Below are 14,890 nucleotides of genomic sequence, written 5' to 3'. Positions count from 1 at the left end.
AGGATATTCAAAATGGCAAAGGCTAAATTTGAAAGAAACAAACCGCATTGTAATATCGGTACTATCGGTCACGTTGACCACGGTAAGACAACTCTTACAGCTGCTATCACAAAAGTACTTTCTCACAGAGTAGAAGGTAACGCATCTGTAGATTTCGAGAACATCGATAAAGCTCCAGAAGAGAGAGAGCGTGGTATCACAATTTCTACAGCTCACGTTGAGTATGAGACAGCTAACCGTCACTACGCACACGTTGACTGCCCAGGACATGCTGACTACGTTAAGAACATGATCACAGGAGCTGCTCAGATGGACGGAGCTATCCTTGTTGTAGCTGCTACTGACGGAGTTATGGCTCAGACTAAAGAGCATATCCTTCTGTCCCGTCAGGTTAACGTACCATACATCGTTGTATTCATGAACAAATGTGATATGGTTGACGATGAAGAGCTTCTTGAACTCGTAGAGATGGAGATCCGTGAAGTACTTAGCGAGTATGACTTCCCAGGAGATGACACACCGATCATCCAGGGATCAGCTCTTAAGGCTCTTGAAGATCCAGACGGAGAGTGGGGAGACAAGATCATGGAACTCATGGACGCTGTTGACACATGGATCCCAACACCAGAGCGTGCTACAGATAAGCCATTCCTGATGCCAGTAGAGGACGTATTCTCTATCACAGGACGTGGAACAGTTGCAACTGGTAGAGTAGAGCGTGGAACACTTCACGTATCTGACGAAGTTGAAATCATCGGTATCCATGATGATGTTAAGAAGACTGTTGTAACAGGAATCGAGATGTTCCGTAAGCTTCTTGATGAGGCTCAGGCTGGAGATAACATCGGAGCACTTCTTCGTGGTATCCAGAGAACAGAGATCGAAAGAGGACAGGTTCTTATCAAACCAGGTACAGTAAACTGCCATAAGAAATTCACATGCCAGGTTTACGTACTGACAAAAGACGAAGGTGGACGTCATACTCCATTCTTCAACAACTACCGTCCACAGTTCTACTTCAGAACAACAGACGTAACAGGTGTTTGCGAACTTCCGGCTGGTATCGAGATGTGTATGCCTGGAGATAACGTAGAGATGACAGTTGAACTGATTCATCCGGTAGCTATGGAAGAAGGTCTTCGTTTCGCTATCCGTGAGGGTGGACGTACAGTAGGATCAGGTACTGTAGCTAAGATCATCGAGTAATCATAATCTGAATATAGATTTGATATAGCGATATGACCCGCAGAGTGTTTGCTCTGCGGGTTTTTGTAATTTCGGAAAAATATTTACGAAAATATTGACATTTAAAAAGACAACTGCTATATTACAAATAGAACAGAACTAAAGATACCCCGGAAATTTCTCCGGGGTGGTTTTATATCAAAGAGATAATTTGTGTAAATAATGATTTTTAGTAGAATGGAACAAGAATAAAATCAGTGATCTTGAATTTGTAATTGTGGGAGGGAAGGAAAATGTCAGTAAAAAGAGATTATTATGAAGTGCTCGGTCTATCAAAAGGAGCAGATGCCGGCTCGATAAAAAAGGCTTACAGAAAGCTGGCGAAGAAATATCATCCTGATACGAATCAAGGCGATAAACAGGCGGAGAAGAAGTTTAAAGAAGTGACGGAGGCGTATACGGTACTGAGCGACCCGGAGAAGAAAAAGATGTACGATCAGTTTGGCCATGCGGCATTTGATCAGGGAGCATCGGCTGATCCGTTTGGCAAAGATACATCAGGCAATCCGTTTTCGGGAGGTTCTTATCACAGAGCTTATACGAACGGAAACGGCGGATATCAGGAGTACCATTTTGAAAGCGGAAATATGGATGATATGTTCGGAGATATGTTTGGAGATATTTTCGGCCGCGGAATGCATGGAAGCAAAGGGGAAGAGGATTTTCGCGGATTTCATGGATTTCGCGGATATGAGCGGCAGAGGGATGCAAAAGGAGAAGACCTGCACGCGGAGATAGCGGTAACTTTTGAGGAAGCTGTCTTTGGATGTGATAAAACGTTTACCTTTAAAGATCCGAATAGTCAGGGCGTTTCTAAGAGTTTGCAGGTTCATATTCCTGCGGGGATTGATACGGGTAAGAGTATCCGTCTGCGCGGAAAAGGAATGCCAGGGGTGAACGGCGGAGAGAACGGAGATCTGTTTTTAAAAGTAAATGTGGGAGTAAAAGCAGGCTACGAACGGAAAGGCAGCGATGTTTATACGACAGTTTTTGTTCCGTATACGACGGCAGTGTTTGGCGGAGAAACGAAAGTGCAGACGCTGTACGGGGATGTTTTATGTAAGATCGCAAAGGGAACGCAGTCGGGGACGAAGATCCGCCTGAAAGGAAAAGGAATCGTCTCGATGAAAAATCCGGAAGTGAGAGGCGATCAATACGTAACAGTCCAGATTGCAGTACCGAAATATCTGAATCCCGAAGCTGAGCAAAAGCTTCGTGAATTTGAAAATGTATGCGCGGGAAGAAGCTCGGAACGCAGAAAAAGCGCATGATTAGAAACCTCTGTTTTGCATATACTGAATACAGTGTAACTAAGCATTGTGAATAAGTATGGCATACAGAGGTTTTTATGTGGAAAAAAACAAAGGAAATGAAATGGAAAACTGCAAAATTATTGTGGGGCGATTTATTTTATGATATTGCGGGGGCGGTATTGTTTGCGGCAGGGGTATATACGTTTGCGGGAAACGCCGATTTTGCTCCCGGCGGAATTACGGGAATATCTCTATTGCTGAATCATGTTTTCGGGATTCCGGTCGGAACACTTACTCTTTTTATAAATCTGCCCCTTATCGTGATCAGTTATCGTACACTGGGGAAACGTTTTCTTTTGAAAACGGCGAAATCAATGGTGATCACAACATTTTTTCTTGATGTCGTTTTTCCGGTGTTTCCGATGTATGAAGGACAGAGGATGATGGCTGCGCTTTGTTCCGGAGCGCTGATGGGAGCCGGGATGGTTATGTTCTATATGCGGGGCTCTTCTTCGGGAGGTCTTGATTTTGTCATCATGCCGATCAAGAAAAAACGCCCTCATCTATCTGTCGGGAAAATTACGATGATCATTGATCTTGGGATCATTCTTCTGGGATGGCCTGTATTCGGAGATGTAGATGCGGCCCTTTATGGATTGGTCTCTACATTTGCATCGGTTGTTGTGATTGACAAAGTGTTGTATGGACTCGGAGCAGGAACGCTGGCCTTTGTTGTAACCGAAAAGGGAGATGAAGTGGCGGCAAAGATCGCAGAGCTGACAAAGAGAGGGGTAACGTCTGTCAAAGCGACGGGAACATACACGGGAAAGAAAAAGAATGTCTTGCTTTGTGCATGCAGCAAATCTGAGGCATTTCTCGTGAAATGTGCGGCGGAAGAAGCGGATGAGAATATGTTTTTAATGTTTATGGAGACGAGTGAAGTGTTTGGAGAAGGGTTTCGGAGCAGTTCGGATTGAAGCGTTTGTTTCTGGCAGGGAGAAAAAATGCGTTTGTGGCGGGTTGAAAAAAACATTTTCATGCAGTAAAATGGAATCCATAATCTGTCTGAAAACGCAGTTTTTGTAAGTGCGGAGAGATTGAGAAGAATTAAGGTGAAATAAAACCGGGAAAGGCGGTCTGCCTATGAATATGATACATGCGGAAAAGCTTGTATATGAATATGATAAACGTGATGAGGAAGGAAATGTGATCGGAACAAACCGCGCCATTGACGGGGTTGATATTGATGTGCCGCAAGGTTCTTTTGTGGCGGTTCTCGGTCATAACGGTTCGGGAAAGTCTACTCTTGCAAAGCATATGAATGCAATATTGATCCCGACAGGCGGTACTGTATGGGTGGACGGACAGGATACGAAAGATCCGGAGAATCTGTGGGACGTGCGAAAGAGTGCGGGAATGGTATTTCAAAATCCTGACAACCAGATCATCGGAACTGTCGTAGAAGAAGATGTTGGTTTCGGACCTGAAAATATAGGGATACCGACAGATGAGATATGGGAAAGAGTAGGGGAAAGTCTGCGTCTTGTCGGGATGACGGAATATCGGGCGTCCTCTCCGAATAAACTTTCCGGCGGTCAGAAGCAGCGTGTGGCGATCGCAGGAGTGATCGCGATGGAGCCGAAGTGTATTGTTTTGGATGAACCGACTGCCATGCTTGATCCGAACGGGCGCAAGGAGGTGCTTCAGGCGGTTGCGCGTTTGAGAAAAGAGAAGAACGTAACGGTCATTCTTATCACTCATTATATGGAAGAAGTGATCGATGCGGATCAGGTGTTTGTTATGGACAGCGGTCATATTGTAATGCACGGGACGCCGAGAGAAATTTTCGGCCGTGCAGATGAGCTGAAATCATACAGGATGGATGTTCCGCAAGTTACGATGCTTGCGGAGGAACTTAGAAAACGTGGTCTTGATATTCCGAAAGGAATTCTAAGAAGGGAAGAGTTGGTGGAAGCGTTATGTCGATTGCGTTAGAGCATGTAAATTATATATACAGTCCCGGCACGGCTTATGAGAAACGTGCGCTCAATGATATCAGTTTGGAGATCGGGCAGGGGCAGTTTGTCGGGATCATCGGTCATACCGGATCAGGAAAATCTACGCTGATTCAGCATTTAAACGGACTTATGAAGGCGACTTCCGGGGATATTCTGTACGATGGACAAAGCATTTATGCGGAAGGGTACGACATGAGAAAACTGCGCAGTCAGGTAGGTCTTGTGTTTCAGTATCCTGAGCATCAGTTGTTTGAAGTCGATGTGATAAGTGATGTTTGTTTCGGCCCGAAGAATCAGGGATTGTCGGAGGAAGAGAGTGAGAAAAATGCGAGGGAAGCTCTGGAATTAGTCGGATTTCCCGAAAAGTATTATAAGCAGTCTCCGTTTGAGCTTTCGGGAGGACAGAAGAGGCGTGTGGCGATTGCGGGAGTGTTGGCTATGAAGCCGAAAGTGCTTATTTTGGATGAGCCGACGGCGGGACTTGATCCGAAAGGGAGAGACGAGATTCTTGACCAGATTGCAAAACTGCATAAAGAGACAGGGATGACGGTCGTTCTTGTGTCGCACAGTATGGAAGATGTGGCGCGGTATGTAGACCGTATCATTGTGATGAATAAGGGGGAAAAGATGCTGGATAGTACTCCGAAAGAAGTGTTCCGGCATTATAAAGAGTTGGAGGAGGTCGGACTTGCGGCGCCTCAGGTTACTTATGTGATGCATGACTTGAAAGACCGCGGATTTGATGTGTCGCCTGATGCGACAACGATTGAAGAAGCTGCGGATGAGATAATGAGGAGTTTTATATGATCAGAGATATTACGATCGGGCAGTATTACCCGGTAAAAAGCCGGATACATAGTTTAGACCCACGGGTGAAGATTATCTGCACGCTTTTATTTCTTGTCTCTTTGTTTGTTCAGAGTTCTTTCCTTGGGTATGTAATTGCGACATTGTTTCTCGGAATGGTAATCTATATGTCGAAAGTCCCTCTGAAATATATTGTAAAAGGGTTAAAACCGATCGTGATCCTTCTGATGTTTACGGTCGTTATGAATCTGTTTTTGACAAGAGGCGGCGAAACGCTGCTGCATTTTTGGATTTTTACGATTACGGAAGAAGGCGTTCGTACTTCGGTGTTTATGGCGCTTCGCTTAATGTATCTTGTGGCGGGATCGTCTCTTATGACGTTTACGACATCTCCCAACGGATTGATGGACGGAATGGAAAAACTGCTGAATCCTTTGAACAAGCTTCATCTTCCGGTTCATGAGGTTGCGATGATCATGTCGATCGCGCTTCGCTTTATTCCGATTCTTTTGGAGGAGACGGATAAGATCATGAAAGCGCAGATCGCCAGAGGAGCAGATTTTGAGAGCGGGAATATTATTCAGAGGGCAAAGGCGATGATCCCGATTCTTGTACCGTTGTTTGTTTCTGCTTTCCGCCGGGCAAACGATCTTGCAATGGCGATGGAAGCGCGCTGCTATCACGGAGGAGAGGGAAGGACGAGGATGAAGCCGCTGAAATATAACGGAAGAGACAAAGCGGCGTATCTGATTACGATTCTCTATGCAGCGGGAGTGTTTGCGGTCGGAAAATTCGTGCCGTTTCAGTTGTGGATTTTCTAAAAGCAGCCTGGTGACGGAGGAGAATACAGAGTATCTGGCGGACTTCGGTTTCAGTTGTGGATTCTCCAAAGGCAGCCCGATGCGGAGGCTGAAAAAGTATTTGGCATGACAGGTCTGTGCAGGTCTGCTTTTCCGGGGATAGACGGCGAAGAAGGAAAAGACACGGTGGAAAGTTGAAAACGCATATGATCTGACAGAATAAAGGGGAACGAATAAAAATATGAGACGGATTAAATTAACTGTCGCCTACGACGGAACGGATTATTGCGGGTGGCAGATACAGCCAAACGGGATTACGGTAGAGGAAGTTTTAAATAAAGCGCTGTCCGATCTGACAAAAGAAACTGTGAAGGTGATCGGTGCAAGCCGAACGGACGCAGGCGTTCATGCGCGGGGGAATGTGGCTGTCTTTGATACAAAGTCGCCGATTCCGCCGGAGAGGATTGCGTATGCAGTCAACGCGCTTCTTCCCGATGATATCGTAGTTATGCGGTCGGAAGAAGTCGGATGTGACTGGCACCCCAGATATCAAAACTCGATAAAAACGTATGAATATACAATAGTAAACCGTGAAATGCCGGATCCGCTCAGAAGAAGAGACTCGTGGTTCGTTTCTTTTCCGCTGGATATTGATGATATGAAAAAGGCGGCGAGGTATTTTATCGGCGAACATGATTTCAAAACATTTTGCAGCGTTCATACCGGTGTAAAAACAACGGTGCGCAGGATCGACAGTCTGGATGTTGAAAAAAAGGGAGAACGAATAAAAATACGCATCAGCGGAAACGGGTTTTTGTATAATATGGTTCGGATCATTGCGGGAACGCTTGTAGAAGTCGGACGGGGTGCATTTGCTCCTTCAGAAGTAAAAGAGATGCTTGAGCAAAAAGAAAGAGGCAGAGCGGGAGCTACTGCGCCGCCGCAAGGTCTTGTCCTTTTAGGAATCGTGTATGACGGGCAGGCTGATACAGAAAGAGGACAGATACAGAAAGATACAGACAGCAGCCGGATGCGGGAAGATGCGGACGGCAGATAGATACAGAAAGATACAGGCATAGACAGGTAGGAAGAGCGTTCTTTCTGCTTGACTTTTATAAGGCAGATTGTTAGACTTAAATGTAGCGATAGGAGGGCGAAAGATATGAAAATTTATGAAACAGAGAATTATGAAGAAATGAGTAGAAAAGCGGCAAATATTCTTTCCGCACAGGTAATTTTGAAACCGGATTGTGTACTCGGTCTTGCAACGGGATCTACACCGATCGGAACATACGATAAACTTGTAGAGTGGTATGAAAAAGGTGATCTTGATTTCTCGGAAGTAAAGACAGTGAATCTGGATGAATACAGAGGTCTGACTCGTGATAACGATCAGAGCTACTACTATTTTATGCATGAGCATTTGTTTGACCGTGTGAATATCGATCCTGAGAATACAAATGTTCCGAACGGTACAGAGCCGGATGCCGACAAAGAATGTGAAAGATACGAAAAACTGATCGAATCAATGGGAGGCGTTGATATTCAGCTTCTCGGTCTGGGACACAACGGACATATCGGATTTAACGAGCCGGACAGCGCTTTTGCACAGACAACACACTGTGTTGATCTGACGGAGAGTACGATTGAAGCGAATAAGAGATTTTTCGCATCTGCCGATGACGTGCCGCGTCAGGCGTATACGATGGGTATCGGAACGATCATGCGTGCGAAGAAAATCTTGCTTATTGTAAACGGAGAGGCAAAAGCCGACATCGTTGCAAAGGCATTTTTCGGACCGGTAACTCCGGAAGTTCCGGCATCGATTCTTCAGCTTCATAACGATGTTGTGATCGTCGGAGACAAAGCGGCTCTGTCGAAGATTCCGAGATAAGGCTGCGCGGCGATGTCGTATTTACTTGAAGTATGTGCCGACAGTGTAAGATCTGCGGTTGAGGCGCAGGCGGGCGGAGCGGATCGCATAGAATTGTGTTCGGGTCTTGTGATCGGAGGTCTGTCTCCGTCGGTCGCGATGTTTGAACAGGTAAAGAAAAATGTCGATATTCCTGTAAGAGTGCTGCTTCGTCCGAGATTCGGAGATTTCTGTTATGACGGATATGAATTCGAGACGCTGAAGGAAGAAGTCTGTCTGTTTAGAGAGGCGGGAGCCGACGGTGTTGTTATCGGTATTTTAAAACCGGACGGAAGGCTTGATACAGATAGGATGAAGGAACTTGTCGAATGTGCAAAGTCCGAAAGTAAAAGTGGGAAACGCCCATGTGCGGTCACTTTTCACAGAGCTTTTGATGTGTGCCGGAGTCCGTATGAAGCGCTGAGGCAGTGTATAGAGCTGGGAATTGATACAATTCTTACGAGCGGGCAGAAAGACAGCGCATGGAATGGCAGGGAACTTTTAAAAGAACTTGTGAGGGAAGCTGCCGGGGAGATTGAGATTCTTGCAGGAGCCGGGATAAGTCCTGAAGTAATCGGAAAACTGGCAGACTATGCAGGCGTGACGTCTTTTCATATGTCGGGCAAAAAAGTGACTGACAGTAAGATGGAGTTTCGCAGAGAAGACGTGCCGATGGGAATACCGGGTTTTCCTGAATTTGACATTTGGCAGACGGATGCCGGGCTGGTCGGGAATGCAAAGCGGATATTGATTGATTTACAAGAAGAGTCGTTAAAAAATGACCGGTGAAGAATTTGTGGTTGATCAATATGTAGTCGGCTCTTGACAAAAGAAGAAGTGTAAGCTAAGATATGCTTCATATTATATAGGCTTTGAAGGGAAGAAGTAACAGGTGAACGTGATGACAGAAAGCAGCCGGTTGATGAGAGGCGCGTGAGACGAATCTGTGAATACATCCCGGAGCTTCGCACTGAAAAGAAGTCTGTCCTGCGGTACAGGAGAAACCATTACCGCGGATGTAAAATGGCAGATGATGAGTAGGCTGTGACGGAGTGGTATACGTTATCGTACCGGAATGAGACTGAAAGCGCCGATGTTCGGCGATTCGGTGAATTAAGGTGGTACCACGGAAATATCCGTCCTTATTGCGTGAGCGATAAGGGCGGTTTTTTTGTATAGGCAACGAGCCAAAGTCCGGGCTTGCCCGAGACCTTGGCGACTGCTTACAATCCCGGAATGTGCCTTTTGGCACTTCCGGTGATTTAGAAACATTTGATATTTTACAGAGAATAAGGAGAAAGAAAATGGGAATTTACGAGGAACTTCAGGCAAGAGGTTTGATTGCGCAGGTGACGGATGAAGAACGAATCCGCGATTTAGTAAACAGTGGAAAGGCTGTATTTTATATTGGGTTTGATCCTACGGCAGATAGTCTTCATGTAGGACATTTTATGGCGCTGTGTCTTATGAAACGTTTACAGGAAGCGGGAAATAAGCCGATCGCATTGATCGGAGGCGGAACGGGATATATCGGAGATCCGTCAGGAAGAACAGATATGAGAAGCATGATGACGCCGGAGCAGATCTGTCATAACTGCGATTGCTTTAAAGAGCAGATGAGCAAGTTTATTGATTTCTCAGAAGGAAAAGCGCTTATGGTAAATAATGCGGACTGGCTTCTTGATCTGAATTATGTAGAAGTGCTTCGTGAGATCGGACCGCATTTTTCGGTAAACCGTATGCTTACGGCAGAGTGTTATAAGCAGAGGATGGAAAAAGGATTAAGTTTCCTTGAGTTTAACTACATGATCATGCAGGCTTATGATTTCTATGCATTGTTCCAGAAATACGGATGTAATATGCAATTCGGCGGCGACGATCAGTGGAGCAACATGCTTGCGGGAACAGAGCTTATCCGCAGAAAATTGGGAGAAGATGCAGGCGCGATGACTATTACGCTGCTTTTGAATTCCGAAGGAAAGAAGATGGGAAAAACACAGTCAGGTGCTGTATGGCTTGACCCAAATAAAACATCGCCGTTTGATTTTTATCAGTATTGGAGAAATGTTGCGGATGCAGACGTTTTGAAATGTATTCGTATGCTTACGTTCCTTCCGCTTGAGGAAATAGATAAGATGGATTCGTGGGAAGGAGCGCAGCTTAATACTGCGAAAGAGATTCTGGCATATGAGCTGACAAAACTTGTCCATGGAGAAGAGGAAGCGAAGAAAGCGCAGGAAAGCGCAAGAGCTTTGTTTAGTAAAGGTAATGCGGCGGAGATGCCGACTGCACAGCTTACAGAAGAAGATCTTACAGACGGAAAGATCGATATTCTTACAATGCTTGTGAAGAGCGGACTTGTTACATCTAAATCCGAGGCAAGACGCGCGGTACAGCAGGGAGGCGTTGCCGTAGACGGTGAAAAAGTTTCTGATATTGCCGCATCTTTCGGAAAAGAGGAACTCTCGGGCGAAGGAATTATTTTGAAAAAAGGAAAGAAAAACTTCCGCCGGGTTGTTGCAGAGTAAGAAGCGGCGAAAAAAGAACGGATCAGATCAAAGAAGGAAAGGAAGTGGCGGTATGGGATTGAATAACACACCGATGTCTGAACGGGTTCATATTGGATTTTTCGGAAGGAGGAATGCCGGAAAGTCGAGTGTTATGAATGCCGTTACAGGGCAGGATCTGGCAGTTGTATCAGATGTGAAAGGTACGACGACGGATCCGGTATATAAGTCAATGGAGCTGCTTCCGATCGGTCCGGTTGTGATGATAGATACACCGGGAATAGACGATGAAGGAGAACTTGGGAAACTGCGGGTGAAAAAAAGTTACCAGACGCTTAATAAGACAGACGCGGCTGTACTTGTTATCGATGCGGCAGCGGGAGTTTCCGGGGAAGACAAAAAGCTCCTTGAAAAGATCAAGGCAAAGAAAATTCCTTATGTTGTCGCGCTGAATAAAAAAGAACTTGCAGAAGAAGAGGATATGGAACGGATCAAGAAAGAACTTGATTCGGATGGTGGCTGGATCATCGAAGTGAGCGCGGCGGCAGGCGACGGTATTTGTGAGCTGAAAGAGAAGATTGCGGCAGCAGTGCATCAGGAGGAGACGGAGAATGTTCTTGTTCGAGATCTGCTTCATCCTTCTGATATCGTCGTTCTTGTAGTGCCTGTCGATTCGGCAGCTCCGAAAGGCAGACTGATCCTTCCTCAGCAGCAGGTGATCCGTGATATTCTTGAAGCAGAGGCGGTATCGGTAGTTGTAAAAGAAAACGGACTGAAAAATATTCTTGATCAGTTAAAAGAAAATCCGAGAATGGTGATTACGGACAGTCAGGTCTTTAAAAAGGTGTCAAAGGATACTCCTGCCGATGTGCCGCTTACTTCTTTTTCGATATTGATGGCGCGGTATAAAGGCAATCTGGAACAGGCAGTTAGGGGTGTGACAGAACTGGATCGATTAAAAGACGGAGATGTCGTGCTGATCAGCGAAGGATGTACGCACCACCGACAGTGCGAGGATATCGGAACGGTGAAGATTCCCCGCTGGATCAGGGAATATACAGGCAAAGAGATTCAGATAGAGACAACATCGGGAACGGAATTTCCGGATGACTTAAGTAAATATAAGTTGATCATTCACTGCGGCGGCTGTATGCTGAATGAGCGGGAGATGAAGTACCGTTATAGCTGCGCGGCGGATCAGGGGATTCCGATAACGAATTACGGAATTATGATCGCCTATGTGAACGGTATTTTAAAGCGAAGCGTAGAATTGTTTCCCGAGCTTTATGAAATACTGTAAAACTGTAAAACAGGAATTGTTTTGGTTGACAATATTATATGTTGTTGTTATAATGAATTTAATTAAAGAGGGACATTGGGAATGTCACTGGTAATGCAGGCTAAACCAAAATCAGCAGAGCTGATTTTGGTTTTTTTGATATTAAGAGTTAATATTAGCGGTAAAAGAACCAGCCAAATGGTAATAAACGTTTTGCTTTTGGAGGAATAAAAATGTTTTTTTTGAAGAATCATGTAGAAAAAGTAAAGATAGAAAATATAAAATCGAACGAAGTGTATGCGCCTGTCGAAGGAGAAGTAATTCCGTTAGACGAAGTGGATGATGCTGTGTTTTCTGAAAAAATACTTGGAGACGGAGTGGCTGTGGAACCGGATAAGGGAGAAATCTATTCTCCGGTGAAAGGTACTGTTTCGGTTGTGTTTCCGACAAAGCATGTAGTGGGAATTACGACAGAAGAAGGGGCTAATATCATTCTTCATATCGGGATCGATACGGTAGAACTTAAGGGAAAAGGCTTCGATGTGAAAGTGGAACAGGGAGATAAAGTAGAGGCGGGGCAGTTGTTGATGAAAATAAATCTCCCGTTTATCAGAAAGCACCATCCTGCGACAGTTATGGTGATCTTAGAAAAAACAGACGAGTTTAAAGTTGCATGTACAAGGGATAAACAAATTCGGGCAGGCGGGCGATTATTGACGTTGGAAAGGATCATATGAAATGATTAAAATAGTACAGCCATTGAATAATAATGTTGTCATGGGATATGACAGAAAAAAAGGCGAAGTTATTATTATCGGAACAGGCATTGGGTTTCGGGCAAAAAAGGTGATCAGGTTGATGAAAGTAAAATTCAAAAAATGTTTATTACAGGAGAAAATAAACAATTACTGGAAATGATAGGGGCGATACCGCCGGAATACTTTGAGCTTGTAGAAGAGATTTTTGAGAAGGCGAAAGAGGAGTATGGATTTTTGCCGAAAGAAAAGGAAACTCTTGCATTGCTGGATCATATACATTTTGCGATAAAGCGAATGAAGGAAAATCTGGTGCTTGATAATCCGTTTGAAACGGAAATCAGGCAGTTTTATCCGAAAGAGTGGGAAATTGGATTATATGCGAAGAAATGTATAAAAAGAAGATTTGGGATAGAGATACCGGATGCAGAAGTCGGATATATAGCAATGCATATAATTGCTTCGGAATTTCAAAAAAGCAGACGTACTGTAAGCAAAACATTTGAAGTGATCGATTTGGCGCTGAAATATATACGGGACAATTATTTGACAGATGTAAAAGAAGATTCATTGGCTTATACAAGATTGGTTACTCATGTAAAATATTTTGCGCAACGGTATGTAGATAACAAAGAAAGTATGGATGAAGACGAACTTTTGGATCAGACGATAAAAGAACGGTTTCAAAGAGAAGTTTGCTGCATTGAAGGCTTATCGGAAATGTTATATAGGAAGTATGGAAGACCGGTTACTGTGTCAGAAGAAAATTATCTTGTATTGCATTTGAGAAACTGTGTTGCCAATAAAGAATAATGGAAATGTAATAAATAATAAAACATGGAGTGATGAGGTGGTCACTATTAGATTAGGCCAGACTCAAAGGTGGAATATGCCTCTGCCTTTGGGTCTGTTTGCTTATATAAAAATAAAAAGTTAAAAGAAAGGAGAAGGCATATGGATCTGAAAAGAACGGCAAGAGAAGTTTTGGAAAATGTGGGAGGAGAGGAGAACATCATCAGTATTATGAGTTGTTTTACTCGTGTTCGTGTGGAACTAAAAGATAAAACAAAGGTTGATGAGAAAAAGCTAAAAGAAGCGGATGGATGTCAGGGCGTGAATTGGGTCGGAAATACAGTGCAGATTATTTTCGGCGGACGATGTAATGATGTCTATGATGAATTAGAGAAAATTGTTCATATTACGGAGACGGAAGCGAACGGTGAAAAGAGTATTGTTAAGAAGCAGTCTGTATGGGCGGTAGTGATTGACTATATAGCAAACTCGATACAGCCTGTTGTTCCGATCTTGATAGCGTCTGGATTTTTACAGAGTGTGTTGGCGATGCTGAATTACCTTGATATTGACACGACGACATATACATATCAGGTATTGAATTCTATAGGACAGGCGGGATACTATTTCCTCCCGATATTCCTTGCGTTTGCAGCTGCCAAAAAATTAAGGATCAATCCTTATCTTGGGGCATTGGTAGGAGCGGTAATGGTTTATCCTGCGATAATCGAAGCAGGAAGCGCAGGGGGTACGGCATCATTTTTGGGAGTGCCGGTTACGCTTGTATCTTATGCGTCATCAATTACTCCTATTTTGATTTCTATGCCGGTTGTCATGTGGATCAACAAACTAGCAAAAAAAATTAGTCCCAAAGTATTGTCAAGTCTTTTGATTCCGATTATTACAATGATTTTATCAATACCGGTTGTTTTGATTGTAACAGGTCCTGTGGCAACGTGGATTGGAAACGGATTATGCGGAGTTGTTTCGTTTATATTTACAAAGATGTCGGTTGTAGGAGGGCTGCTTATCGGAGGGGCTGCGCCGTATCTTGTTTTGACCGGCGTTCATAATGGAATTGCTTTGCCGATAACTTTGTCGGAACTTGCGAGTCAGGGTTTTTCCTATTTTTTTCCATTGTTGGCATATGGCAACATAGCGGTCGGAGGAGCTGCTCTTGGCGTTTGGTTTAAGACGAAAAATAATCGTTTGAAAACGACAGCAATGTCGTCTTGCTTAATGGCTGTAGTGGGGATTACAGAACCGGCATTGTTTGGGGTGTTGCTCCCTGCGAAAAAACCACTCATCGCATTAGGAGTTATGGGAGCGGTCTGCTCGGCGGTTTCTTTGATGTTCGGAGTAAAATGTACGGCACTAAGTATGTGTGGACTTGGCGGCCTGCCGGCATTCTTCGGAGATACATTTGTTATTTGGTGTATTTTGATGGCGGTTTCTTTTGTCGGAGCATTTTTGATTACGATATTGATCGGGTTTAAAGATATACCGGAAGAGGAGGCGTAAA

General features: G+C 44.4%; 16 protein-coding genes. All 16 read left to right on the top strand.

Going from position 1 to position 14,890, the window contains the following annotated elements:
• The first annotated feature begins 12 nt into the window (after positions 1–12).
• The 16 genes from tuf (at position 13) to ACH9UM_RS11940 (ending at position 14,889) form a co-directional block, all read left to right on the top strand.
• A complete protein-coding gene (gene tuf, locus ACH9UM_RS12015; RefSeq protein ID WP_009243125.1) occupies positions 13–1,206 on the top strand; it encodes an elongation factor Tu in 1,194 nt (397 codons plus the stop codon).
• A 272-nt stretch (positions 1,207–1,478) separates the two neighbouring features.
• Positions 1,479–2,516, top strand: a complete 1,038-nt coding sequence (locus ACH9UM_RS12010) for a DnaJ C-terminal domain-containing protein (RefSeq protein ID WP_004847541.1) — start codon at positions 1,479–1,481, stop codon at positions 2,514–2,516.
• A 77-nt stretch (positions 2,517–2,593) separates the two neighbouring features.
• Positions 2,594–3,475 (top strand): YitT family protein, encoded by an 882-nt coding sequence (locus tag ACH9UM_RS12005; protein WP_129794730.1) that lies wholly within the window; start codon positions 2,594–2,596, stop codon positions 3,473–3,475.
• A gap of 166 nt (positions 3,476–3,641) precedes the next feature.
• Positions 3,642–4,493, top strand: a complete 852-nt coding sequence (locus ACH9UM_RS12000) for an energy-coupling factor transporter ATPase (protein WP_004847538.1) — start codon at positions 3,642–3,644, stop codon at positions 4,491–4,493.
• Positions 4,478–5,323 carry an energy-coupling factor transporter ATPase gene (locus ACH9UM_RS11995; protein ID WP_004847537.1) on the top strand — a complete coding sequence of 282 codons (846 nt, stop codon included), beginning with the start codon at positions 4,478–4,480 and terminating at the stop codon, positions 5,321–5,323. The genes ACH9UM_RS12000 and ACH9UM_RS11995 overlap by 16 nt, the downstream gene beginning before the upstream one ends.
• Positions 5,320–6,144, top strand: coding sequence for an energy-coupling factor transporter transmembrane protein EcfT (locus ACH9UM_RS11990; protein ID WP_004847536.1), 825 nt, complete (start codon positions 5,320–5,322; stop codon positions 6,142–6,144). Before ACH9UM_RS11995 ends, ACH9UM_RS11990 begins: the two co-directional genes overlap by 4 nt.
• Positions 6,145–6,364: 220 nt before the next feature.
• Positions 6,365–7,180: a tRNA pseudouridine(38-40) synthase TruA gene (gene truA, locus ACH9UM_RS11985; RefSeq protein ID WP_129794729.1), complete on the top strand. Its 816-nt coding sequence runs from the start codon at positions 6,365–6,367 to the stop codon at positions 7,178–7,180.
• A gap of 105 nt (positions 7,181–7,285) precedes the next feature.
• On the top strand, positions 7,286–8,017 hold the full coding sequence (gene nagB / locus ACH9UM_RS11980) for a glucosamine-6-phosphate deaminase (RefSeq protein WP_004847533.1): 732 nt from the start codon (positions 7,286–7,288) through the stop codon (positions 8,015–8,017).
• Between the two features lie 12 nt (positions 8,018–8,029).
• On the top strand, positions 8,030–8,824 hold the full coding sequence (locus ACH9UM_RS11975) for a copper homeostasis protein CutC (protein ID WP_004847532.1): 795 nt from the start codon (positions 8,030–8,032) through the stop codon (positions 8,822–8,824).
• Between the two features lie 515 nt (positions 8,825–9,339).
• Positions 9,340–10,563 carry a tyrosine--tRNA ligase gene (gene tyrS, locus ACH9UM_RS11970; protein WP_004847531.1) on the top strand — a complete coding sequence of 408 codons (1,224 nt, stop codon included), beginning with the start codon at positions 9,340–9,342 and terminating at the stop codon, positions 10,561–10,563.
• A gap of 52 nt (positions 10,564–10,615) precedes the next feature.
• Entirely contained in the window at positions 10,616–11,842 is a 1,227-nt protein-coding gene (gene hydF, locus ACH9UM_RS11965) for a [FeFe] hydrogenase H-cluster maturation GTPase HydF (RefSeq protein WP_004847530.1), read from the top strand.
• A gap of 81 nt (positions 11,843–11,923) precedes the next feature.
• The gene (locus tag ACH9UM_RS11960) at positions 11,924–12,052 is read left to right on the top strand and encodes a hypothetical protein (protein ID WP_022003196.1); all 129 of its coding nucleotides are present in this window, start codon (positions 11,924–11,926) and stop codon (positions 12,050–12,052) included.
• 2 nt (positions 12,053–12,054) lie between these two features.
• Positions 12,055–12,558: a PTS glucose transporter subunit IIA gene (locus ACH9UM_RS11955; protein WP_004847529.1), complete on the top strand. Its 504-nt coding sequence runs from the start codon at positions 12,055–12,057 to the stop codon at positions 12,556–12,558.
• A gap of 1 nt (position 12,559) precedes the next feature.
• Positions 12,560–12,739: a CAT RNA binding domain-containing protein gene (locus ACH9UM_RS11950; RefSeq protein WP_004847528.1), complete on the top strand. Its 180-nt coding sequence runs from the start codon at positions 12,560–12,562 to the stop codon at positions 12,737–12,739.
• Positions 12,700–13,389, top strand: a complete 690-nt coding sequence (locus ACH9UM_RS11945; protein WP_207634938.1) for a PRD domain-containing protein — start codon at positions 12,700–12,702, stop codon at positions 13,387–13,389. Before ACH9UM_RS11950 ends, ACH9UM_RS11945 begins: the two co-directional genes overlap by 40 nt.
• Before the next feature lie 141 nt (positions 13,390–13,530).
• The gene (locus tag ACH9UM_RS11940) at positions 13,531–14,889 is read left to right on the top strand and encodes a PTS transporter subunit EIIC (RefSeq protein WP_004847526.1); all 1,359 of its coding nucleotides are present in this window, start codon (positions 13,531–13,533) and stop codon (positions 14,887–14,889) included.
• The last annotated feature ends 1 nt before the right edge of the window (position 14,890 follow it).

The organism is Mediterraneibacter torques (assembly GCF_044591705.1).
Lineage (GTDB): Bacteria > Bacillota > Clostridia > Lachnospirales > Lachnospiraceae > Mediterraneibacter > Mediterraneibacter torques.
Note: the sequence above shows the minus strand (reverse complement) of the source record. Positions and strands in the feature narration are given on the sequence as shown.